We start from the raw sequence: 21,203 nt of genomic DNA, 5'->3' as shown, positions 1-21,203 counted from the left end.
CGCCGCCGTGACGCCGCTGTGTCGTCGCGACACCACCGTGATGTCGCGACGGTGCCGGCCGCAGGGTCGTCCGGGGTCCGCCGGCTGGTGATGGCGACATTTCCTCGTGCTTTCCGGCGGGCGTCCGGTGGGTCGGTCGTGAATTCTTTTGAAAAGCAGGATATTCCAGCTGTTCTGGCGACCTGGTTGATGCAGTGGAAACAGGCCTCGACTTCTCGTTCCCGGACTTCCGGCGGCCGGTGAGAAGGCGCGGGTTCACCCGTCGGCCGGATACAGCCGTTCCAGGACGAGCGCCACGCCGTCCTCGTCGTTGGACGCGGTGATCTCGTCGGCGGCGGCCAGGACGTCCGGATGGGCGTTGGCGACCGCCACCGCGTGCCCGGCCCAGGCGAACATCGGCAGATCGTTGGGCATGTCACCGAAAGCGATCACGTCCGCGGCGGACAGCCCATGTCGGGCTGCCAGCTCCGCCAGCGCCACCGCTTTGGACACCCCGGCTCCGGCGATCTCCAGCAGGTCCGTGCAGGACGTGGTGACCACCGCCTCCGTGCCGGCCAGGGCGAGAATCGCCTCGTAGACCTCGGTGAAGGGCAGTCCGCCGGCCCTGCGGACCAGCAACTTCGTCGCCGGTAGCGCGGTCAGCAGCTCGGGGTAGGCGCTGACCAGCTCCTCGGGATCGGGCCACATCGTCTCGAAGGCCGCCTCCCGGCCGAACCTCCCGCCGCTTTCCACCGCGAAGGACGCGTCGGGCACCGCGGCCCGGATGCCGTGCGCGAGCCGCAGCGCGGTGGCGACGGCCAGCTGGCGCTGACTGACGGTGACACCCGCATCAAGATCGAAAACCAGGGCGCCGTTGGCGCAGATCGCCAGGCCGCCGACCGCGGCCTGGGTGGCGATGTTCGCCATCACGCGGCTCGGACGCCCGGTCACGAACACGACGGTGGCGCCGTGGTGACGCACCCGCCGCAGCGCCGCGCGGGTGCGCGCCGAGACGGACCCGTCGCTGTGAATCAGGGTTCCGTCGAGGTCGGTGGCGACAAGGGCGGGCGGGGACACAGTCATCCAGTCAACAGCATTCGCGCCGGCCGCGGGCCCGACGAGACGGATTGACGCGGGCGGGCGCAGGTAGCATGCCGGTCATGGTTCCTGCCGATCGGCCCGGCTCGTCGCCGTCCGCGTCCGTCGACCGGTCCGCGGTGGGCGACAGCGCCCCCGCCGCGGCGACCGCCGGAACATCGCACGCATCACGCGGAAAAACATTTGACGAACTCTTTGTCGAGGTCGCCGGTAAATGGCAGCGACGGGAGTCCGGTTCGAGTACGGTCGCCGCGCTCGACCGAGGCGTTCACCATCTGGGTAAGAAACTGGTCGAGGAGGCCGCGGAAGCCTGGATGGCAGCCGAGCACGAAGGCCGGGAGCGAGCCGCCGAGGAGATCTCCCAGCTGCTCTACTGGAGTCAGCTGATGATGATTTCCCTGGGTCTTTCCCTCGACGACGTATACTCCCACCTGTGAACATCTCCCGGTGCATTCCTACAGACACTGAGTAGTGGCCATGCTTCGTATCGCGGTGCCCAACAAGGGGTCGCTGTCCGCGGCCTCCAGCCAGCTCCTGGCTGACGCCGGCTATGAGGCCCGGCGCGAGGCCGCGGAGCTCGTGGTCCTCGACGCCGAGAACGACATCGAGTTCTTCTTCCTGCGCCCGCGTGACATCGCTGTCTACGTCGGGTCCGGGCGGCTCGATCTCGGCATCACCGGCCGCGACCTCCTGCTGGACAGCAACGCCGCCGCGGAGGAGCTGCTCCCGCTCGGCTACGCGCACGCGACCTTCCACTACGCCGCCCCCGAGGGCGAGTATCCGGACGCGGACCATCTGCAGGGCAAGCGGATCGCCACGTCGTTCCCGGCGCTCGTACGGGCCGATCTCGCCGGCAGGGGCATCACCCCGGCGGCCATCGTCACGTTGGACGGCGCGGTGGAGACCGCTGTGCGCCTCGGGGTGGCCGACGCGGTGGCCGATGTGGTGGAGACCGGGCGCACGCTGCGGGCCGCCGGGCTGGAGCTGCTGGGCGAGCCGGTGCTGCGCTCAGAGGCGATCGTCATCGTCAAGCGCGGGTCGACGCTCTCGGCGGCCCATGAGCGGCTGCTGCGTCGGGTGCAGGGCGTTCTCGTCGCCCGCCGGTACGTGATGATGGACTACGACGTGCCGACCGCGGTGCTGGAGAAGGCCTGTGAGATCACTCCGGGCTACGAGTCGCCGACGATCTCCCCGTTGCAGCGGGAGGAGTGGGTCGCCGTCCGGGCGATGGTGCTGCGCGCCGATGTGAACCGCACGATGGACAACCTGTGGGATCTGGGCGCCCGCGGCATCCTGGTCTCCGGCATCCAGGCCTGCCGCCTGTGACACACGGCTGCCAGCCCGCGCTCCGCGGGCGGTGAGCCGGCGGCGGGGAAGGTGTTCTCCCGCCCACGCCGCCGGCTCGCCTGTTGTGCCTGGTGCCTGTTGTGCCTAGTGCCGGCCGCCACCCCGCAGGATGAGGGACATGCCCTCGCTGCGGGTGGCGGTGCTGAGGAACTGACCGCGCACGGCCGAGGTGACCGTGGTCGCGCCGGGCTTGCGTACACCGCGCATCGACATGCACAGGTGCTCCGCCTCGACGACGACCATCACCCCGCGGGGTTCGAGGACGTCGACCAGGGCGTCGGCGATCTGCGAGGTCAGCCGCTCCTGTACCTGCGGGCGCCGGGCGTAGAGATCGACCAGGCGGGCCAGCTTCGACAGGCCGGTGATCTGGCCCCGGTTGTTCGGGATGTAGGCGACGTGCGCCTTCCCGGAGAAGACGACCAGATGATGCTCACACAGCGACGAGAAGTCGATGTCGCGCACGAGCACCATCTCGTCATGGCCCTCGTCGAAGACGGTTGTGAGCACCTCGGCCGGTTCGCGACCGAGGCCCTCCACCGCCTCCCGGTAGGCCCTGGCCACGCGGTCCGGCGTCTTGCGCAGGCCCTCACGGTCCGGGTCCTCACCGATGCCGATGAGCAGCTCGCGCACCGCTCGGGCCACCCGGTCATGGTCGAAGGGGCGGACCTGGCGGGGCCGGCCCCGATCCCGCACCTGCGTGGCGGTGGGCTCGCCCGCCACGATGCTCCCGGGCGTCACCGCGCTTCCGGAGGCCGTCGGGAGCGGGTCGAGCACTTCGGCGTCGACCGAGGCCAGCCCGTTGGTGGAGTCTGACGTCATCAGCGACGTCTCCTCTCATCGTCGCTCGGCCAACTCGGCGGAGCCCAGGGGTTCGCGATCCGCGGCTGCCCCTCCGGAGCGGAACCGTCACCGGCGGGGGGCGGACCGAGGGGACCCTGAGGATAACCGTGACCCCCGGGCCCGCCATTCCCGCCATTCCCACCGTAACCCGGACCGCCGTTGCCGCCGCCGTTGCCGCCGTAACCCGGACCACCGTGCTCGGCACCACCGGGACCGGGGCCACCGGTAGCAGGGCTCGGGTCCTTGACCAGGTCCGCCACGCTGCTGGGAACGAGACCCAGCTCGGCCGGGGTCTGCACCGGCGGCCGGTCGGACGGAATTCGCCGACCGACACCGGTGTAGATGCCGCGCACGGGGCGCTTCTGCACCGTGGCGAAGATCTCTTCGACCTGGTCCTTGCTCAGGGTCTCGATGTCCATCAGGCGCAGCACCAGGTTGTCCAGAACATCCCGGTAGGTGACCAGGACCTCCCAGGCCTCGTCGTGGGCGGCCTCGATGAGCCGGCGCACCTCGACGTCGATCTCGCTGGCGACATCCTCGGAGTAGTCGCGCTGATGCCCGACCTCCTTGCCGAGGAACACCTCGCTGTTCTCGGTGCCGAACTTGATCGCCCCGAGCCGGTCACTCATCCCGTACTGGGTGATCATCGCCCGGGAGATCTGGGTGGCCTTCTCGATGTCGTCGCTGGCCCCGGTGGTCGGGTCGTGGAAGACGAGTTCCTCGGCCGTGCGCCCGCCGAGCAGGACGGCGAGCCGGTCGAGCATCTCCGACCGGGTCGAGAGGTACTTGTCCTCCAGCGGCAGCTGCATGGTGTAACCCAGTGCCCGACCGCGCGGCAGGATCGTGACCTTGTGAACCGGGTCGGAGTTCGGCAGCGCGTGCGCGACGAGGGCATGCCCGCCCTCGTGGTAGGCGATGCGCTTCTTCTCCTTGTCGCTCATCGCGCGGGTCTTGCGCTCCGGCCCGGCCATCACCCGGTCGATCGACTCCTCGAGCAGCGCCGAGGAGATGAACTTCAGGTTGGACCGGGCGGCGAGCAGCGCCGCCTCGTTCAGCACGTTGGCGAGATCCGCACCGGTGAAGCCAGGCGTGCGCCGGGCGATGACGGTCATGTCGGCGTCCGGCCCGATCGGCTTGCCCTTGGCGTGCACCCGCAGGATCGCGGTGCGCCCGAGCAGGTCCGGCCGGTCGACGACGATCTGGCGGTCGAACCGGCCAGGCCGCAGCAGCGCGGGGTCGAGGATGTCCGGGCGGTTCGTCGCCGCGATGAGGATGACCCCACCCTTGACGTCGAACCCGTCCATCTCGACGAGCAGCTGGTTGAGGGTCTGCTCGCGCTCGTCGTGCCCGCCGCCGAGACCCGCCCCGCGGTGCCGGCCGACGGCATCGATCTCGTCGACGAAGATGATCGCCGGGGCGTTGGCCTTGGCCTGTTCGAACAGGTCACGGACCCGGCTCGCACCGACGCCGACGAACATCTCGACGAAGTCGGACCCGGAGATCGAGTAGAACGGCACCCCGGCCTCACCGGCGACCGCTCGGGCGAGCAGCGTCTTACCGGTGCCGGGCGGGCCGTAGAGCAGAACACCCTTGGGGATCTTCGCGCCGATGGCCTGGAACTTGCCCGGGTTCTCCAGGAACTCCTTGATCTCCTGCAGCTCCTCGATGGCCTCGTCCGCGCCGGCGACGTCGGAGAAGGTCGTCTTCGGCGTGTCCTTGCTGACCAGCTTGGCCTTGGACTTGCCGAAGTTCATGACCCGGTTGCCGCCGCCCTGCATCTGGTTCATGAAGAAGAACAGCAGCAGGACCACGAGCAGGACAGGCAGGAGGTTGAGCAGCAGCGAGACCAAGATGTTCCCGCGGTCGACCGACACGTCGTAGGCGACCCGCTTGTTGCGCAGTTCGTTGGCGAGGTTGACGCCCTGCTCACTGACGTAGGACGACTCGTACTTCTTGCCGTCCTTCGTGGTGATCTGGATGAGCTGTTTGGAGTCCTGGAGCTTGGCCTTCGTGACCTGGCCGTCGTCGATCTGCTGCTGGACGAAGTTCAGGTCGCGCTTGCCGTACTCACTGGGGCCCGACAGGACACCGGTCGTGAGGATGATCACGAACAGGACCAGGAGCAGCAGTGGTACCCAGCCGCGGAAGATTCTTCTTGGAGTCATCTGTCTGGAGCACCGGACACGAGCGCTCCGCCCTCCTGACGTGTGTACTGCCCTCGATCGGGATTCCCTTGTGCCGAGGGTACCGCCGGTGCGCGTGTCTCACCGCGCGCACATCCGACCAACGGATCGGCGGCCGGCGCTGTTCCGAGTGACGGGATGGTCGTTGTGAGTGACGCCACGGTGGTTTCGGGGTGGCGTCGCGGTCGGGTGGTCCGGTCAGCTCGGCGCGCCGCGTTCGATGGCCGCGGGAGTCAGGGTGCCCACAAACGGCAGCGTCCGATAGTACTCGGAGTAATCGAGTCCATACCCGACGACAAAGGCGCTGGGAATGTCGAAACCGACGTAGCGCACGTCCACGTCGACGGTGATCGCCTCGGGCTTGCGGAACAACGCCAGCACCTCCAACGAGGCCGGCCCCCGCGACCGCAGGTTCTTCAGCAACCAGGACAGGGTCAGCCCGGAGTCGATGATGTCCTCGACGACGAGGACGTCCCGGCCCTCGATCGAGCGGTCCAGATCCTTGAGGATGCGCACCACGCCGGAGGACGACGTCGAGGACCCGTAGGACGAGACCGCCATGAACTCCATCGTCAACGGGACGTGCAGCGCCCGGGACAGGTCGGCCATGACCATCACGGCGCCCTTGAGCACCCCGACGAGCAGGATCTCCCGTCCGGCGTAGTCGGCGTCGACCCGCGCCGCCAGTTCCGCGATCTTCGCCGCTATCTCGGACGAGGACACCAGCACCTCGTCGATATCGGGATGTCCGCTCCCGGAACGTCCACTCCCGGGATGTCGGTTCCCGGAATGTCCGTTCTCGGGATGTCCGCCCTCGGCGGTTGTTGTCGCGACCTGACTCACAGGATCGTCCTCCTCCGGGTACGCCGGCTCCTGGTCTGCTGACAGGTCCGGGTCTCCTGACAGGTCCGGGGTGCCCGGCAGGTGCTGGTTCCCCGGCGGGTGCGGGTCCGCCGCCGAGGGCCATCCCGCCGCCGAGGGCCATCCCGCCGCCGCCGAGCTCCACCCCGTCGGCGCGGGTGCGGGAACCCGCGGGCCGGTCAGGGTGATCCGGTCGTCCCAGCGGCGGGCGAGCGCACCGGTGGGCAGCGGCACCGGCTTCTGGCCGCGCCAGCGGGTGACGAGATCCTCCACCGCCCAGACGTGTTCGGCGCGTAGCGCCGACGCCGACGTCCCGACCTCGAGCGCGGCCCGGCGCAGCAACCGACCACGGATCGCCGTGGGCAGCGCGGCCAGCGCCGCGACCGTGAAGGTGACCTGACCACGCCCGGTCCCGCCGACCTGACCGGCCTGGTCCGGATGGGGTCGGTCGTGACGGGCCTGGTTCTCGTCGGCGCCGTGGCTGGCGAGCGTGGCGTAGACCGCCGCGGCGGCGGAGTCCAACGCGTCCGCGTCGGCCCGGAGCAGGTCGGCGCCGCGGGCCAGGGATTCGGTGATGCCGGGGCCGAGTTCGGCCTCCAGCAGCGGCAGCACACTGTGGCGGACCCGGGCCCGGGCGAAAGCACGCTCGGCGTTGCTCGGATCATCCCAGAAGGCCAGGCCGAGTGCCTGACAGGCGGCTCGGGTGTCGGCCCGGCGCAGCCCGAGCAGCGGGCGCCGCAGCAGCCCCAGCCGCGGCCGCATCCCCCCGAGCGAGCGGGCACCGGCGCCCCGGGCCAGCCGCAGCAGGACAGTCTCGGCCTGGTCGTCGAGGGTGTGCCCGAGCAGGACGGCGCCGGCGCCGAGCCGGGCCGCCGCGTCGAGCAGTGCCACGCGGCGGGCGTCCCGGGCCAGCCCCTCGGAGCGCGCGGTGTGCGCGACCAGCACCTCGGCCGGACGAAGGCCCAGGTCGCGCCCGCGGGCGGCGACCTGTTCGGCCCGGGTCGCGGACCCGGCGTCCCAACCATGGTCGACGATCAGCAGACCGGCCCGCAGCGCCCGGCGTGGTGCGACGAACGCGAGTGCGGCCGCCAGCGCCCAGGAGTCGGGTCCGCCGGAGCAGGCGGCGAGCACCAGCGCGCCAGGTTCAAGATCATCCATGGCTGCCCGTACCGCGAGGCGCACCGCGGCGACCGCCGGATCGGGCCCTCGCGTGGTGCGACCGCCCGGACCCGGGTGCCGCGGGTCGGTCGTCCGCTCGCCGGGTACCGGCGCCGAGAAGGGCACCGGCCCTGGCGGGTCGCCGTCGGCGAGGGCAGCGGTCACCGACACCACCGGTTGGCACTGCCACCGGCACCCAGGTGCACGCGGACCGACCGGCTCACGCCGAGATGGACGGGCGACTGCCCAGGACGCGTTGCATCCATGCGGTCGGATCGGTGAGCTCCGCCCGGGTCGGCAGGGTCGTCGGGGACTCCCAGACGACGTTGAAGCCACCCACCCCGGCCTCCGAGACGACGGCCCGCACGAAGGCGCCACCCTGGCGGTACTGCTGCATCTTGAGGTCCAGGCCGAGCAGGCGGCGGACGAAGCGGTCGATCGGTGAACCGCCGTCACGACGGCCCTCGAACCGCGAGCGGATGTCGGCCACGGTCGGCACGACCCGCGGCCCCACCGCGTCCATCACCTGGTCGGCGTGCCCCTCGAGCAGGGTCATCAGGGCCTGGAGCCGATCGAGCACGGCGCGCTGCGCGGGGGTCTGCAACGCCTCGACGACGCTGGGGCTGTCGGGCCCACGGTCGAACACGGCGCCGCGCACGGCTGTCACGGCCGAGCGCACCCGGTCGGCCAGGACGTCCGGGTCCAGATCGGTGGCCTGGATGAACGCCGAGATCTCGGACTCCAGGTGGCCGCGCAGCCAGGGGACCGCCGTGAACTGGGTGCGATGGGTCTGTTCGTGCAGGCAGACCCACATCCGGAAGTCCCGCGGGACGACACCCATCGTCGCCTCGGCGTGCGCGATGTTCGGCGCGACCAGGCTGAGTCGACCGGTGGCCGTGGACACCCCGTCGGCACCGACGAGCCCGTCGGCCAGGTACTCCTCCGGGGGGAGGAACACCTCGAACTGCCCGAGCACCTTGCCGGCCAGGTAGGCCAGGGCCGTGCCCAGCTGGACGCCGGTGACCCGACGCCCGACGGCCGCGGAGAACCGGCCCCGCTCCTGCTCGGAGAGCTTCGCCAGCAGCGGGGTGGTGAGCACCCGCAGGCCGGCGACGTTGGATCGCACCCATTCGGGCCGGTCGACGACGTTGATCGGGGTGACCGCGCCCACCGGCGACAGATGGGTGTAGTCCTCCACATGGCGCTCGGCCTCGACGGCGAGGCGCCGCAGTTCGGCGACCACGTCGGCGGCCTGCTCCCGGGTGATCTGCGGGCCGGGGCGGACCAGCTTCTTCGCCGTCGTCACGGCGAGTTCCCAGTCGACCAGCTCGGCGTCCACGAAAACGAGCGTACCGGGCCCGCCCATGGTCTGCCGCCGCGTCGGGTCAGCCCGTCCCACGAAGCCCGCCTCATGGGCGGTTCCGGCCGCCCCGTGGGACGCGGCTAGCGCACCGGTGGGTTGCTGACGGTGGCCGGCGCCGGGCGGCAGCCGCAGCCGGCCAGGGCCGAGGTGACCCGGTCGAGCGCGGCCTTGGTCGTACTGGCCTCCTCGGCCGGCGACAGGAACGCGAACAGCAGCAGGCGACCGTCGGCGTCGACGACGTCACCGGCGATACCGGTGACATTGCGCAGAGTGCCGGTCTTGGCCCGGACCTGGCCCGCCCCGGCGGCGCTGTCGGGGGTGGCGTACCGGTCGGCCAGGGTGCCGGAGAAACCGGCGACGGGCAGCCCGGTCAGCAACGAGCGCAACGCCGGACGATCGGTGCTGCGCGCGCCCAGGCGCAGCAGGGTCACCAGGGTGGCCGGTGGAACCCGGTCGTTGGTCGACAGACCACTCACGTCCGAGATGGCGGTGCCGGTGCCGGGGATGCCCAGTTCGGCGAGGGTGGTCGTGACGGCCCGCGTCGCGCCGTCGAACGACGCCGGCAGACCCCGGTGGCGGGCGAGCAGCCGGCCGAGGCTTTCGGCCAGGTCGTTGTCCGATTCGGCGAGCATCTTCTCGACGAGCAGCCGCACCGGGGGACTGTCCACCGTGGCGATCCGACGGGCCGTCGGATCGGCGGTCCCCAGACCCATCGAGGCGACCTGGATGCCCGCCGCGGCCAGCGCTCCCGCGAACACCGTCGTCGCCGTGGCGGCGGGCTGCGGGGAACGCGGCCCGGTCGCACCGGGCGCGGCCCGGCCGGCGTCGACGGTGAGGGCGGACACCGGCTCGACGTCGCCGTCGGTCACGTAGTTGTCGCGCCAGCCGGGCGCCCGGTCCGGGCCGGTGAACAGCGACGCGTCCCCGAGGAGCCGGGCGACGGACGTGATGCCCGCCGCCCGGACCTGGGTGACCAGATCGGCGAGCCGGGCGGGCGCCGGATAGACGCCGGGACCGATCGTCGGTGCCGCCGTCAGCGTCGGATCGCCGCCGCCGACGAGCCACAACGTGCCGCCCGGGGCTGTCGGCGCGCCGCCGGTCGGCGGGCTGTAGAGCACCGTGGTGCGCAGCCGGGTGTCGGGGAAGGTCGCGAGCGCGGCGGTGGCCACCGCCGTCTTGAGGGTGGACGCCGGCATGGCCGGTTCCTGGCCGCGCACGTCCAGGAGCACCCGGCCGGTCAGCGCGTCGACGACGTAGGCGGCCGGCCCCGCCAGCAGCGGATCGCTCAGGCTCGGACCGAGCCGGGCGGCGACGGCCGCGGGATCGGCACCGGGCGCGGCCGGGTCGAGCCCGGCGAGCGCGGCGACACCGGGGCGCCCCGGCCCGGCTCCTGGTGGCGCGGCGGAGCCGGCGGTGGGGGCGCCGCCCAGCGAGCCCGCGAGCAGGGCTCCAGCGATCGCGGTGAGCCCCCCGACCCGAGCGGCGGACGCGGCTGACGTCACAGCTGAACACTACGCAATCGGCCCGGGCCCGACCCGCCGACTGCCCGGGAGGGTGAGCGATGGGTCGCCCGCCCGGACACGCCCGGGTGCACGCGGATGCGGGCTGGTGCGGGCCGGTGGGCGGGGACGCGTCCGGCTCGATCGGGGGCGTGCGGAGTGCGCCGTGACGTCCGCAGTGGCGGATGCCCGGTCGCTGTGTCACCGTATGGCGCGAGGTCACCGTATGGGGTGAGGTGGTAGTCCGCCCCCGGGAGCGGGCCGTCGGCGGGTGCCCGATGCACCGGCCTGTGGTCCGGGTCCAACCGCCGTCCTCATCGTCGTTGGTGTCGGCGTGTCGTCGCATCATGACAGTGGACCGAGGAACGACCGGTGCAGCTGTGGTGATGCTGACCGTGTGGTTCGGGTGGGCGGTGGCTTCCGGGAGACTGGGTGGGCTGCGGTCATCGCCCGCGATGCCCGACCGGTGTCGACCGGCTGCCCGGCAAGCCGCCGTGGGCCGGCGCAAGGCAGTGCACACGCGTGCGCCGTCCGGAAGGGTCCGGACGTGCCCGATCATGAAGGAGACAGGGAGCGGAGTGGACCTCGAGTTCGATGTGACCATCGAGATCCCCAAGGGGCAGCGCAACAAGTACGAGATGGATCACCACACCGGGCGCATCCGGCTGGACCGGATGTTGTTCACCTCCACCCACTACCCCTCGGACTACGGCTTCATCGAGGGGACACTCGGGCGGGACGGCGACCCGTTGGACGCGCTCGTCCTGCTGGAGGAGCCGACCTTCCCGGGGTGCCTGGTGCGGTGCCGGACCATCGGCATGTTCGAGATGACCGACGAGAAGGGCCCGGACGACAAGGTCCTGTGCGTTCCGGTCGGTGATGTCCGGCAGGAACACCTGCGCGATCTGCGTGACCTGCCGGAGTTCGACCGGCTGGAGATCCAGCACTTCTTCGAGGTCTACAAGGACCTCGAGCCCGGTAAGTCGGTCGAAGGCGCGTCCTGGGTGGACCGCGGCGACGCCGAGAAGGAGATCCTGCTCTCGATCACGCGGTTGCGTGAGTCCGAGGAGGCCGGATCGCACGACCAGGGAGCCGAACCGAAGTCCGCCTGAGCGGTCCCGGCGCGGCGGCGCCTCCTCACACGCTGGCCCTTGTCCGGTCAGCCGCCTGGGGAGGCGTCCCATCGTCGTCGGACGGGCAGCCCTGATCTGGCCTTGGCCTGGACTGTGCGGGGTGGGTCGCCTTCGTGCGCGGTCGCACCGAAGCGGCGGATCGAGAGTTGTTGGCCGTGCCAGCGGCGCGAGCGCACCATCTCGCAGGTGCCCGGCGAAACCGCTGGTAGGGCGGGTGTGAGCCGGAGGCGGGGATTGAACCCGCGACCTATCGCTTACGAGGCGATTGCTCTGCCACTGAGCTACTCCGGCGAACGGTCAGGAACTGCTGACCGTGCTCGAGTATGCCAGACGGCGCGGCCGACCGGCGCCGACGGTGCTCGACGGCCCGCGGTCGGGATGAGGGCGGCGGCGTGGTCGGTGCGGTGCGCGGGAGGTGCGAAGCTGTCGTTCACGCAACGTCATAACCGTGGCCGATGGTGGCCGGCATATTGCGAAGCGTACCAGTCTCATTAGCTTAATGTTACAAATTCGCACTCTTCGCCTGTCGAACGGTGCAAATCTCCACCCCGGTCGAAGTGGTTCCGGTGAGGATGCGTAGGGTTTCGCTCCATGACCGGGGCTGGGGACGCTGCGCCTGCAGCGACGACGCGAGGAGCTTCTCTCCTCGTCGCCGAGGATGATGAGGCATCGCGGGTGGCGCTCGCGCGCAGCCTGGAGAGATTCGGCTATCGCGTGCTGGAGGCCGCGGACGGGGAGGCCGCCCTCCGACTGTTCCAGACCACGGAGATCGATCTCGTGGTGCTGGACGTCGCAATGCCACGTATGGATGGCTTCGCGGTGCTCAGCCGCCTGCGCCAGACCAGCGAGGTTCCGGTGATCATGCTCACCGGGCGGGCCGAGGAGGTCGACCGGGTGGTCGGCCTCGAACTTGGCGCCGACGACTACGTGGTGAAGCCGTACTCGCTGCGAGAGCTGGTCGCCCGGGTGCGGGCGCGGCTGCGCCGCCGGCCGGCCGAGCCACCGCCGCAGCGGGCCGGTGATGGCAACGATCCGCTGGTCTACGGCGACGTGTCGATCGATCTGCGGGCCCGTGAGGTCGCCGTCGCCGGCGAGCGCATTGATCTCACCGCCCGCGAGTACGAACTGCTGGCCTTCCTCGCCCGCCATCCGCGGCGGGTGTTCAGCCGGGAGGAACTGCTCGAACAGGTGTGGGGAACCCGGTTCCAGGATCCGGCGACCGTCACCGAGCACGTCCGCCGGGTGCGCACCAAGGTGGAGGGACGGCCACCGCAGCGTCGACTGGTCACCACCCTGCGTGGAATGGGCTACCGCTTCGACCCGTGATCCGGGAGCTGCCGGGGCCGCGGGGATGAGCCGTCACGGGTGCCGCGGCCCGGTGGGTGGACGGGCGTCAGCCCGTCCCGTGGGCGGGTGGGCGGCGTCGTGTGCCTGCCGGGATGGGCAGACCGCGGCCCGATCGCAGGCGACCCGACCGCCCTCGTCCAGGGCGACCACCACCTGCTGACGGGGCACGTCATGCCGCACGACCTGGCCCTCACCCGTCGGGGTGCAGGCCCGCTCGCCGACGGCGGGCACCGCCCGGGTGAACTCCTCGTACAGCGGATGCTCGTAGCGCAGACAGCACATCAGCCGGCCGCACGCACCGGTGATCCGCATCGGGTTGAGCGCGAGGTTCTGCGTGCGGGCCATGCGCAGGCTGACCGGTTCGAAATCGGTCAGGAACGTCGCGCAGCACAGGTCGCGCCCGCACGAGCCGATACCACCCTGGATGCGGGCGCTGTCGCGGGCGGAGAGCTGTTCCAGGCGCACCCGGGCGGCGAGCGTCCGGTTGAGGTCACGGACCAGCGCGCGGAAGTCCACGCGGCCTTCCGCGGTGAAGTAGATCGTGTAACCGCCGGTCGCCGACACGTGATCGACACCCACGATCTTCATGTGCAGATCGTGGTCGCGGGCGAGACGCCGGGCGGCCACCCGGGCCCGCGCCCGCCGACGCCGGGACGTGTCCGCCTGGTGCAGGTCGTCCGGACCGGCGAGCCCGCGCAGCACCGGCAGTTCGCCGATGTCCTGCGATACCCACTGGGCGGCCCACACGCAGGTGGCGACCTCGTCGCCGGCCTCGGTGGGTACCAGGACCCGGTCGCCGACGCGAGGCGAGAGGCTGCCCGGGTCGGCGTAGTACAGCCTGCCCCGGGGTGAGAACGCCACCGCGCACATCATCGGCATCCGCCGTCACCTGACCTGCGATAAGGATGTTGGGCCGGCCATCCGATCACAATAGGCCGGATTCGCCGGCCCGGCGCCGGTTCGCTCCGCCCGCCCGAGGTCCGACGGTCAGCGGGTCCGACGGTCAGCGGGTCAGGCGGTCAGCGGGTCAGGCGGTCTCAGGGGGTCAGGCGTCGCGCAGGGCGAGAGTGAGGGACTCGACGGCCAGCAGCGGGACGAGCCCGGGGTTGTCGGCCAGCGCCGTGCGGGTGGCCAGGACCGCCTCGAGGCGGCGCAGGGTCTGCTCGGGTGTGGCGGCGGCGGCCAGACTCGCCGTCTCGGCGGCGTGATCGGGATGGATCGCCTCGACGGACGCGCCGAGCTGCTCCGCGAGGACGTCGCGGTAGAGCCCGGCGAGGTCGACCAGGGCCCGGTCCAGGGTGTCGAGCACGGTGCGGCGCCCGCGGCTCTTCTGGTTGCGCTCGAGCTCCTTGAGCGCCCCCGCGGCACCGCGCACGACCATCGTGCGGCTCTTCGCCCCGGCCTTCGACACCTTCGCCGAGCGGGATTTCCCGCCGACCGCCGTCGCGCCGACCCCCAGCGCCGTCTTCAGCGACTCCGTCTCCGCCTCGTCCCGCACCGAGTTGGCGGCCTCGGCGTCCGCGTTCGCGACGTCGACCAGGTCCGCGGCCGCCGCCAGACACGCCCCGACCCGGCCCAGCCGGGTGGGAATGCGCAGCACCGCCGCGCGGTGCGTCCGGGTGGCCTCGTCGCCGGCCAGCCGCCGGGCGAGGTCCAGATGCCCCTGGGAGGCCTGGGCCGCGACCTGCGCGGATCGTTCGTCGGCACCCTCGCGGATCAGCATCGCCCGGACGTCGTCGGCGGCGGGCAGCCGCAGCGAGACCGTCCGGCAGCGGGACCGGATCGTGGGCAGCACATCCTCCACCGATGGTGCGCACAGCAGGAACACCGCCCGCTCCGCCGGCTCCTCCAACGCCTTGAGCAGCGCGTTCGCCGCCGCCTCGGTGAGCCGGTCAGCATCGGTGAGCAGCAGGATGCGCCACCGCCCAGCGGTCGGCGCGCTCGCGGCGTCGCGGACCAGCGCCCGGATGTCCTTCACCCCGAGGGAAAGCCCCTCCGGGGTGACGGTTCGCAGGTCGGTGGCGGTGTCGGTGAGAACGGTGTGGCAACCGGCGCACTCGCCGCACCCGGGTGGCTCGCGCTCGCAGGTCAGGCTTGCCGCGAACGCCCGCGCGGCCTGCTCCCGCCCGACCCCGGGCGGCCCGGTGAACAACCACGAGTGCGTCATCCCCGACCGGGACGACCTACCCGCACCCGGTGGTGTGGTGTCGGTGGAGGACTCGGTGCCAGGCCCCGGACCGGTGGGGTCCGGCACCGCGTCCGCCTCGGCGGCGCTGTCGTACGGGGAAGACGCCGGACGTGGCGCGATGGTTGCGGCCCCCGCGGCCGCGCGCAGGGTGGCGACGACGGAATCCTGGCCCACCAGGGCATCCCAGACGCTCACCAGACCATCATCCCCCGTCAGCCGCCGTCGGGTGAACGCGCCATCGCCGCCGGCTGTTCCCGCCGGCTCAGACCGGGACGGACGCCGTCTCGCGGACGAACCGTCGGGATACCGCTGCCCGGATCTCGGCCTGGATCTCCTCGGCCGGTCGGTTCGCGTTCACGACCAGGTACCGCGAGGACGCCTGCTGGGCCCGTTGGCGCAGAACCGCCCGAATCCGCTGATGCTGCGCCAGGTCGACACGGTCGGCGTCGGTGCGGCCGGCCTCGGCCTCGGCGGGGGTGCCCTGGCGGGGAACGCTGGGGTGGGCAGCGGTGTGGGCGGCCGGGGTGGCGTCGCGGGCGACGGCGACGTCGGCGGGCAGGTCGAGCAGGACAGTCAGGTCGGGGATGAGGGCCCGGGTCGCCCACTGGGCGAGCAGGGCCAGTTCCGCGGCCTCGACACCGCGGTCCGGGTCGGCGAAGGCGATCGAGGCGTCGACGTACTGGTCGGTGAGGACCACCGCGCCCCGGGCCAGTGCCGGCTCGATGACCCGGGCGACCTGCTCGGCGCGGTCAGCGGCGGCCAGCAGCGCCTCGGTGCGGGCGTGCAGGCGATGGGCCGGGTCGAACAGCAGGGCGCGCAGGCCCGCGCCGGTCTCGGTCGCGCCGGTGCCGGTGGTCGCGACGACCTCGCGGCCGTGTTCGCCCAGCCATGAGCGCAGCAGCGCGATCTGGGTGGTCCGCCCGGCGCCCTCGATGCCCTCGACGGAGATGAACAGCCCACTGTGCCGGGGCCGGACGGGCACCGGTCGCCGTCCCCGTAGCGCGTCCCACAGCTCGGGCCAGACGGCGACGCCGGCTCGGTCGTCCATCTGCCGGTAGGCGAACAGGCCGACAGCCACGGCGAGCAGACCCCCGCCGAGCAGAACGACGGTGACACCATCCGCACGTACGGTGACCTTGCCGAACAGGTGGATGCCGTGCGAGCCGATCAGCCCGACCAGCCCGGGGGCGGCGGCGAGCACCAGCAGCAGGTCGATCCGTACCAGGGACTGGACCAGGGCGAACGTCCGTCCACGCAGTTCGTCGGAGACCTCGGCCTGCAACAGCGTGTAGCCGGTGACCCAGGCGACCCCGGCGAACGCGCCGACCGCGACCACCAGGATGCAGGCGATCACCAGGTTGGGAATGACCGCGACGACGATCAGGGTGATCCCGGCGCCGGTCACGCAGACGCCGAACAGCCTGGTCCGGCTGTAGTCACCGAGAAGTTTCGGACCGGCCGCCATCCCACCGGCGAGGCCGATGAACACCGCGCCGAACAGCACGCCGTACGCCGAGTCGCCGCCACCGAGGATCTCGACGTACAGGCGGCCCAGCGCGATCACACAGCCGGCGCCGGCGAAGCCGCCGAGAATGCCGACGACCAGGCCGCGGACCAGCCGGTCATGGCCGACGAAGCGCCAGCCCTCGGTGATCGAGGCGAGGAAGCCGACCTCGGTGCCGGGGGTCTCGGGGCGCTCGGCCCGGCCGATCCCGGGCAGCCCCCAGATCACGATGGCCGAACCGAGGAAGGTCGCGGCGTTGAAGTACAGCGCGAGATCGACGGACGAGTCGCGGAAGAACGACACGCTCGGGCCGAGGGTACGTGAGATCGTCGCCAGCAGCGTGAAGATCGCGGCCGCCAGCGGCGCCGTGCCATACGTCATGATCAGACTGAGCGTGTTCGCGGCGGCGAGCCGTTCACGTGGCACCAGGTGCGGCACGCTCGCGTCCTTGGCCGGCGCCCAGACCAGCGTCACCGCCTCGACCAGGAACGAGGCGATGAGCAGCCATTGGAGGGTGCCGATGATCGGGATGGACGCGAACAGGCCGAAACGGATCACATCGGTGACGACCATGGTCAGTCGCCGGTCCAGCCGGTCGGCGAGTGCGCCGGCGAGCGGACCGAGAATCATCGCCGGCATCAGCCGGACGATCAGCAGCGAGCCGACCGCGTAGGCCTGCCCGGAGAAGCTCTGCTGGAGCTGGGTGACCAGCGCCGTGGTGGCGAGCAGACCCATCCAGTCGCCGAGACTGGACAGGCTGAGCTGAATCCACATCCGACGAAACGCCGGGATGCGCAGCACCGCGCGAATGTCACTGTCGTCGCCACCCTGCAGCGGTGGTGGACTCGGCACCGTGGTGACCGGATGCCGGTTGGGTGCGCGCCCCGTCCACAGCCGCCACCGTCCCCACCGAGGGCCCCGGCCCCGGCCGCTGTCGTCGCTGTCGCCACCGTCGCCACCGTCGCCACCACCGTCGCCGCTGTCGCCACCACCACCGTCGCCGTCACGGCTGCTGTCGCTGGCGTTGCTGGCGACGGCCGGGCCGGGGTCGGCTGGCTCGGGGTCAGACGGCTCGGCGTCCGCCGTGTCGGCCGGTTCCTGGAACCGGCCGAGCGGCGGGACCATCAGCGGTCCTGGCCGGTGTCACCGGCGGCCGCCGCCGGTGCGCCACCCCCATCGTCACCGCTGGCGGAGGGCTGGGCGGCAGGTGTCGCGTCGGTGCTGGCCTTGCGGGAGCGCGACGCCGCCGTCTTCGCCGTGGTCGACTTCGCCGTGGTCGACTTCGCGGCGGTCGACTTCGTCGCGCGGGGCTTGGTGACCTTGGACGCCGACGCCGACGATGTGGCCTCGGTTTCGGCCTCGGCGCTGGCGGCCGGGTCGCTCTTCGCCGTGCTGGCCTTCGTGGTTCTGGTGGTCTTGGCCGTCGTCGACTTCGTGGTCTTCGCCTTGGCGGTCGTGCTCTTCGCCGTGGCCGTGGCCGTGGACTTGGTGGTGCGGGTGGTGCGGGTGGTGCGCTTGGGGGTGGCCGGACCGCGGGCCCGCCGGTCCGCGAGCAGTTCGGCGGCCCGGGCATCGGTGATCGTCTCGACCGCGTCGCCCTTGCGCAGGCTCGCGTTGGTCTCACCGTCGGTGACGTACGGGCCGAACCGCCCCTCGCGGACGACCATCGGCTTGCCGCTGGCCGGGTCGGCGCCCAGCTCCCGCAACGGCGGTGTGGTCGCGGCCTGACGGCGTCCACGGGCCTTGGGCTGCGCGATCAGCGCCAGCGCCTCCGCCAGCGTGACGGTGAACATCTGCTCCTCGGACTCGAGCGAGCGGCTCTCCGCGCCCTTCTTGACGTACGGCCCGTACCGGCCGTTCTGCGCGGTGACCTCCTCGCCGTCCTCGGCGTTGCCGAGACTGCGGGGCAGGGAGAGCAGCCGGATCGCGTCCTCGAGGGTCAGCGTCTCCAACGACATGGAGCGCAGCAGACTGGACGTGCGCGGCGGGTCGGTGTCGGTGGTGACGTAGGGGCCGAACCGGCCGGCCTTGGCGGTGATGGTCGCGCCGGTGGCCGCGTCGACACCGAGCACCCGGTCGCCGCTGGGCGCGGCCAGCAGTTCGAGTGCGTGCTCGACGGTGAGCTCGTCGGGAGCGAGATCCTCCGGGACGCTGGCGCGGCCCTCCCCGTGCTGCACGTAGGGGCCGTAGCGCCCGACCCGGACGACGACGGTCGCACCGTCCTCGGCCTGCCCGAGCGGGATCGAGTTCACCTCACGGGCGTCGATCTCGCCGAGTCGCTCGCTGACCAGCGTCTTGAGGCCCGCGTCCGAGACGGGGGTGGCACCCTTGGCGCTGTTGGCGCTGGGGGCGGCGCCGTTGGTGCTGGTGCCGGTGCCGAAGTAGAACCGGGTGAGCCAGTCGGTGGACGCGGCGGTGCCGGCGGCGATCTCGTCGAGGTCGTCCTCCATCGTCGCGGTGAAGCGGTAGTCGACCAGCCCGCCGAAGTGATCCTCCAGCAGGCCGACGACGGCGAACGCGACGAAGCTCGGGACGAGCGCCGAGCCCTTCTTCCACACGTAGCCGCGGTCCTGGATGGTGCCGATGATCGAGGCGTAGGTGGAGGGCCGGCCGATGCCGAGTTCCTCGAGCGTCTTGACCAGGCTCGCCTCGGTGAACCGGGCCGGCGGGCTGGTGGCGTGCCCGCGCGGGGTCAGCGACCGGACGGTGAGCGCGTCCCCCTGCCGGACGTCGGGCAGTCGCCGCTCGCGGTCCTCGAGTTCGGCGTCCGGGTCGTCCGCGCCCTCGACGTAGGCACGCAGGAAACCGGGGAAGGTGATGACCTTGCCGGACGCGGAGAACTCGGCGTTCTCCCCGGTCGACGAGGTCGCGCCGAGGCGGATCGTGGCGGAGGTGCCGCGGGCGTCGGCCATCTGGCTGGCCACCGTGCGCTGCCAGATCAGCTCGTACAACCGGTAGGAGTCGGTGTCCAGTTCACCCCGCACCTCCCCGGGTGTCCGGAAGTGATCTCCGGCGGGGCGGATCGCCTCGTGCGCCTCCTGGGCGTTCTTGACCTTCTTGGTGTAGGTCCTGGGCTGGGCCGGGACGTACTCGGCGCCGTAGAGCGACTCGGCCTGCGCGCGGGCGGCGGTCAGCGCCGTCTCCGACAGGTTCGTCGAGTCGGTACGCATGTAGGTGATGTAGCCGTTCTCGTACAGCCGCTGCGCGATCTGCATCGTGCGCTGGCTGGAGTAGCGCAGCTTGCGCCCTGCCTCCTGCTGCAGCGTCGAGGTCATGAACGGCGGGTACGGCGAGCGGCGGTACGGCTTGGTCTCCACCGAGCGGACGGCGAACGCGGCGTCCGCCAGACGCTCGGCGAGCGCCTGCGCGCCCGGCTCGTCCAGCCGGGTGACGTTGGACGTGGTCAGCTCGCCGGTGGGGGCGAAGTCGCGGCCGGTCGCGACCCGGGCGCCGTCCAGGGCGACCAGGGTCGCCGGCAGCGGCGTGCGTTCTGGTTCCGCGCCGGGGGCGCGGGCCACGCTCGCGGCGAAGACGCCCTCGATGTTCCAGTACTCGGCCGAACGGAACCGCATCCGGGCCCGCTCCCGCTCCACCAGCACCCGGGTGGCCACGCTCTGCACCCGGCCGGCCGAGAGCTTCGGCATGACCTTCTTCCACAGCACGGGGGAGACCTCGTAGCCGTAGAGCCGGTCCAGGATGCGCCGGGTCTCCTGCGCGTTGACCAGGTTCTCGTTGATCTCCCGCGGGTTGTCGACCGCGCGGCGGATCGCCTGCGGGGTGATCTCGTGGAAGACCATCCGCTTCACCGGCACCGTCGGCTTCAAGGTCTGCAGCAGGTGCCAGGCGATGGCCTCGCCCTCGCGGTCCTCGTCTGTCGCGAGGTAGAGCTCGCTCGCCTCCTTCACCAGCGCCTTGAGCTTGCTGACCTGGAGCTTCTTATCCGGGGAGACGACGTACAGCGGTTCGAAGTCGTTGTCGACGTCGACGCCGAGGCGGGCCCAGGGCTTGCCCCGGTGCGCGGCCGGGACATCGGCGGCGCTACGTGGAAGGTCCCGGATGTGCCCGATGCTCGACTCGACCTGCCAACCCGGCCCGAGGTAACCGGCGATCGTCTTCGCCTTCGCCGGCGACTCCACGATCACCAGCCGGGTGCCGGTGCCGGGCGCGGGCGCGCCAGCACCCGCGCTGCCGGCCGCGCCGCTCGTCCCGGTGTCGGAACGGTCGTTCGCTGCGGGCTCGCTGGGCTCGGGGACAGAGGCGGAGGACCGGGTGGTCGTCCGGGGCGTCCGTGTCGTCGTGTTCGTGCGCGGTGGCACTTCTCTCCTCGGTGCGGCGTACGCATGCTCATGCGGCGTGCTCGTCTGACGTGCTCGTCCGGCGAGCTGGTCGGCTGGCAACGGGCTCGGCTGGCAAACGGAGCGTAGGTCGCCCCAGTGGACTGTAGGTCCCGGATATGGCGGATGTTGCTCGTGCGGCGCGCGGTGCTGGGTCGGGCCTGGGTTGCGGGCGGGCGTCCAGCGGCTGCTGATCGAGCGCGACCCCGCCGGACTGGAAGCGGTGCCACGCTGCACCGTACGCCGCTGCCAGGGTCCACGGAGCTTCCTGTCCGGGTATGGGCCTCGTGGTTCGACGCCCTACCCATCGCAGTCACGCTCACGCCTCGACAGCCCGTCAGGGCCCGCACGACGGTGTAACACGTCGGC

At 71.7% G+C, this 21,203-nt stretch carries 14 protein-coding genes and 1 tRNA gene; 4 read left to right on the top strand and 11 right to left on the bottom strand.

Annotation, left to right across the window (positions count from 1 at the left end):
* Positions 1 to 255: 255 nt before the first annotated feature.
* Entirely contained in the window at positions 256 to 1,062 is an 807-nt protein-coding gene (locus MXD59_RS00855) for a Cof-type HAD-IIB family hydrolase (protein ID WP_248811296.1), read from the bottom strand.
* Between the two features lie 77 nt (positions 1,063 to 1,139).
* Between MXD59_RS00855 and MXD59_RS00850 the strand changes: the two genes are divergently transcribed.
* Together MXD59_RS00850 and hisG are read left to right on the top strand one after the other, a co-directional pair.
* Positions 1,140 to 1,514 (top strand): phosphoribosyl-ATP diphosphatase, encoded by a 375-nt coding sequence (locus MXD59_RS00850; RefSeq protein ID WP_163549418.1) that lies wholly within the window; start codon positions 1,140 to 1,142, stop codon positions 1,512 to 1,514.
* Between the two features lie 40 nt (positions 1,515 to 1,554).
* The gene (hisG, locus tag MXD59_RS00845; protein WP_248811298.1) at positions 1,555 to 2,403 is read left to right on the top strand and encodes an ATP phosphoribosyltransferase; all 849 of its coding nucleotides are present in this window, start codon (positions 1,555 to 1,557) and stop codon (positions 2,401 to 2,403) included.
* 105 nt (positions 2,404 to 2,508) lie between these two features.
* Here hisG and folE read toward each other — a convergent pair whose 3' ends face one another.
* From folE to dacB, 5 genes are all read right to left on the bottom strand, one after another.
* Positions 2,509 to 3,243: a GTP cyclohydrolase I FolE gene (gene folE, locus MXD59_RS00840; protein ID WP_248823017.1), complete on the bottom strand. Its 735-nt coding sequence runs from the start codon at positions 3,241 to 3,243 to the stop codon at positions 2,509 to 2,511.
* Positions 3,243 to 5,429 carry an ATP-dependent zinc metalloprotease FtsH gene (gene ftsH, locus MXD59_RS00835; RefSeq protein ID WP_248823016.1) on the bottom strand — a complete coding sequence of 729 codons (2,187 nt, stop codon included), beginning with the start codon at positions 5,427 to 5,429 and terminating at the stop codon, positions 3,243 to 3,245. The genes folE and ftsH overlap by 1 nt, the downstream gene beginning before the upstream one ends.
* A 216-nt stretch (positions 5,430 to 5,645) precedes the next feature.
* Positions 5,646 to 7,466, bottom strand: a complete 1,821-nt coding sequence (gene hpt, locus MXD59_RS00830; protein ID WP_248823223.1) for a hypoxanthine phosphoribosyltransferase — start codon at positions 7,464 to 7,466, stop codon at positions 5,646 to 5,648.
* Positions 7,467 to 7,686: 220 nt separating this feature from the next.
* Positions 7,687 to 8,805 (bottom strand): Rv3626c family coenzyme F420 biosynthesis-associated protein, encoded by a 1,119-nt coding sequence (locus MXD59_RS00825; RefSeq protein ID WP_248823015.1) that lies wholly within the window; start codon positions 8,803 to 8,805, stop codon positions 7,687 to 7,689.
* Between the two features lie 104 nt (positions 8,806 to 8,909).
* Positions 8,910 to 10,331, bottom strand: coding sequence for a D-alanyl-D-alanine carboxypeptidase/D-alanyl-D-alanine endopeptidase (dacB, locus tag MXD59_RS00820; protein WP_248823014.1), 1,422 nt, complete (start codon positions 10,329 to 10,331; stop codon positions 8,910 to 8,912).
* Positions 10,332 to 10,906: 575 nt separating this feature from the next.
* On the opposite strand from dacB, the gene MXD59_RS00815 reads away from it, so the two are divergent.
* Positions 10,907 to 11,440 (top strand): inorganic diphosphatase, encoded by a 534-nt coding sequence (locus MXD59_RS00815; protein WP_308222670.1) that lies wholly within the window; start codon positions 10,907 to 10,909, stop codon positions 11,438 to 11,440.
* A gap of 240 nt (positions 11,441 to 11,680) precedes the next feature.
* Here the strand turns inward: MXD59_RS00815 and MXD59_RS00810 are convergent.
* A tRNA-Thr gene (locus MXD59_RS00810) sits at positions 11,681 to 11,752 on the bottom strand.
* 300 nt (positions 11,753 to 12,052) lie between these two features.
* On the opposite strand from MXD59_RS00810, the gene MXD59_RS00805 reads away from it, so the two are divergent.
* On the top strand, positions 12,053 to 12,787 hold the full coding sequence (locus tag MXD59_RS00805) for a response regulator transcription factor (protein ID WP_163548077.1): 735 nt from the start codon (positions 12,053 to 12,055) through the stop codon (positions 12,785 to 12,787).
* A gap of 33 nt (positions 12,788 to 12,820) precedes the next feature.
* On the opposite strand, the gene MXD59_RS00800 is transcribed toward MXD59_RS00805, so the two are convergent.
* From MXD59_RS00800 to topA, 4 genes are all read right to left on the bottom strand, one after another.
* Positions 12,821 to 13,678 carry a PSP1 domain-containing protein gene (locus MXD59_RS00800; RefSeq protein WP_372511864.1) on the bottom strand — a complete coding sequence of 286 codons (858 nt, stop codon included), beginning with the start codon at positions 13,676 to 13,678 and terminating at the stop codon, positions 12,821 to 12,823.
* Between the two features lie 175 nt (positions 13,679 to 13,853).
* Positions 13,854 to 15,191 (bottom strand): DNA polymerase III subunit delta', encoded by a 1,338-nt coding sequence (locus MXD59_RS00795; RefSeq protein ID WP_248823012.1) that lies wholly within the window; start codon positions 15,189 to 15,191, stop codon positions 13,854 to 13,856.
* Between the two features lie 67 nt (positions 15,192 to 15,258).
* On the bottom strand, positions 15,259 to 17,625 hold the full coding sequence (gene tmk, locus MXD59_RS00790) for a dTMP kinase (protein ID WP_248823011.1): 2,367 nt from the start codon (positions 17,623 to 17,625) through the stop codon (positions 15,259 to 15,261).
* A complete protein-coding gene (topA, locus tag MXD59_RS00785; protein WP_248823010.1) occupies positions 17,625 to 20,816 on the bottom strand; it encodes a type I DNA topoisomerase in 3,192 nt (1,063 codons plus the stop codon). Before topA ends, tmk begins: the two co-directional genes overlap by 1 nt.
* Between the last annotated feature and the right edge of the window lie 387 nt (positions 20,817 to 21,203).

The organism is Frankia umida (assembly GCF_023242945.1).
Lineage (GTDB): Bacteria > Actinomycetota > Actinomycetes > Frankiales > Frankiaceae > Frankia > Frankia umida.
This window is presented reverse-complemented; position numbering and strand designations above follow the sequence as displayed.

What these genes read in the sequence shown, in the direction of transcription:
- MXD59_RS00855 (WP_248811296.1), bottom strand. Translation starts at nt 1,062, where the DNA reads ATGACTGTGTCCCCGCCCGCCCTTGTCGCCACCGACCTCGACGGAACC.
- MXD59_RS00850 (WP_163549418.1), top strand. Translation starts at nt 1,140, where the DNA reads ATGGTTCCTGCCGATCGGCCCGGCTCGTCGCCGTCCGCGTCCGTCGAC.
- hisG (WP_248811298.1), top strand. Translation starts at nt 1,555, where the DNA reads ATGCTTCGTATCGCGGTGCCCAACAAGGGGTCGCTGTCCGCGGCCTCC.
- folE (WP_248823017.1), bottom strand. Translation starts at nt 3,243, where the DNA reads ATGACGTCAGACTCCACCAACGGGCTGGCCTCGGTCGACGCCGAAGTG.
- ftsH (WP_248823016.1), bottom strand. Translation starts at nt 5,429, where the DNA reads ATGACTCCAAGAAGAATCTTCCGCGGCTGGGTACCACTGCTGCTCCTG.
- hpt (WP_248823223.1), bottom strand. Translation starts at nt 7,466, where the DNA reads ATGGATGATCTTGAACCTGGCGCGCTGGTGCTCGCCGCCTGCTCCGGC.
- MXD59_RS00805 (WP_163548077.1), top strand. Translation starts at nt 12,053, where the DNA reads ATGACCGGGGCTGGGGACGCTGCGCCTGCAGCGACGACGCGAGGAGCT.
- MXD59_RS00800 (WP_372511864.1), bottom strand. Translation starts at nt 13,678, where the DNA reads ATGTGCGCGGTGGCGTTCTCACCCCGGGGCAGGCTGTACTACGCCGAC.
- tmk (WP_248823011.1), bottom strand. Translation starts at nt 17,625, where the DNA reads ATGGTCCCGCCGCTCGGCCGGTTCCAGGAACCGGCCGACACGGCGGAC.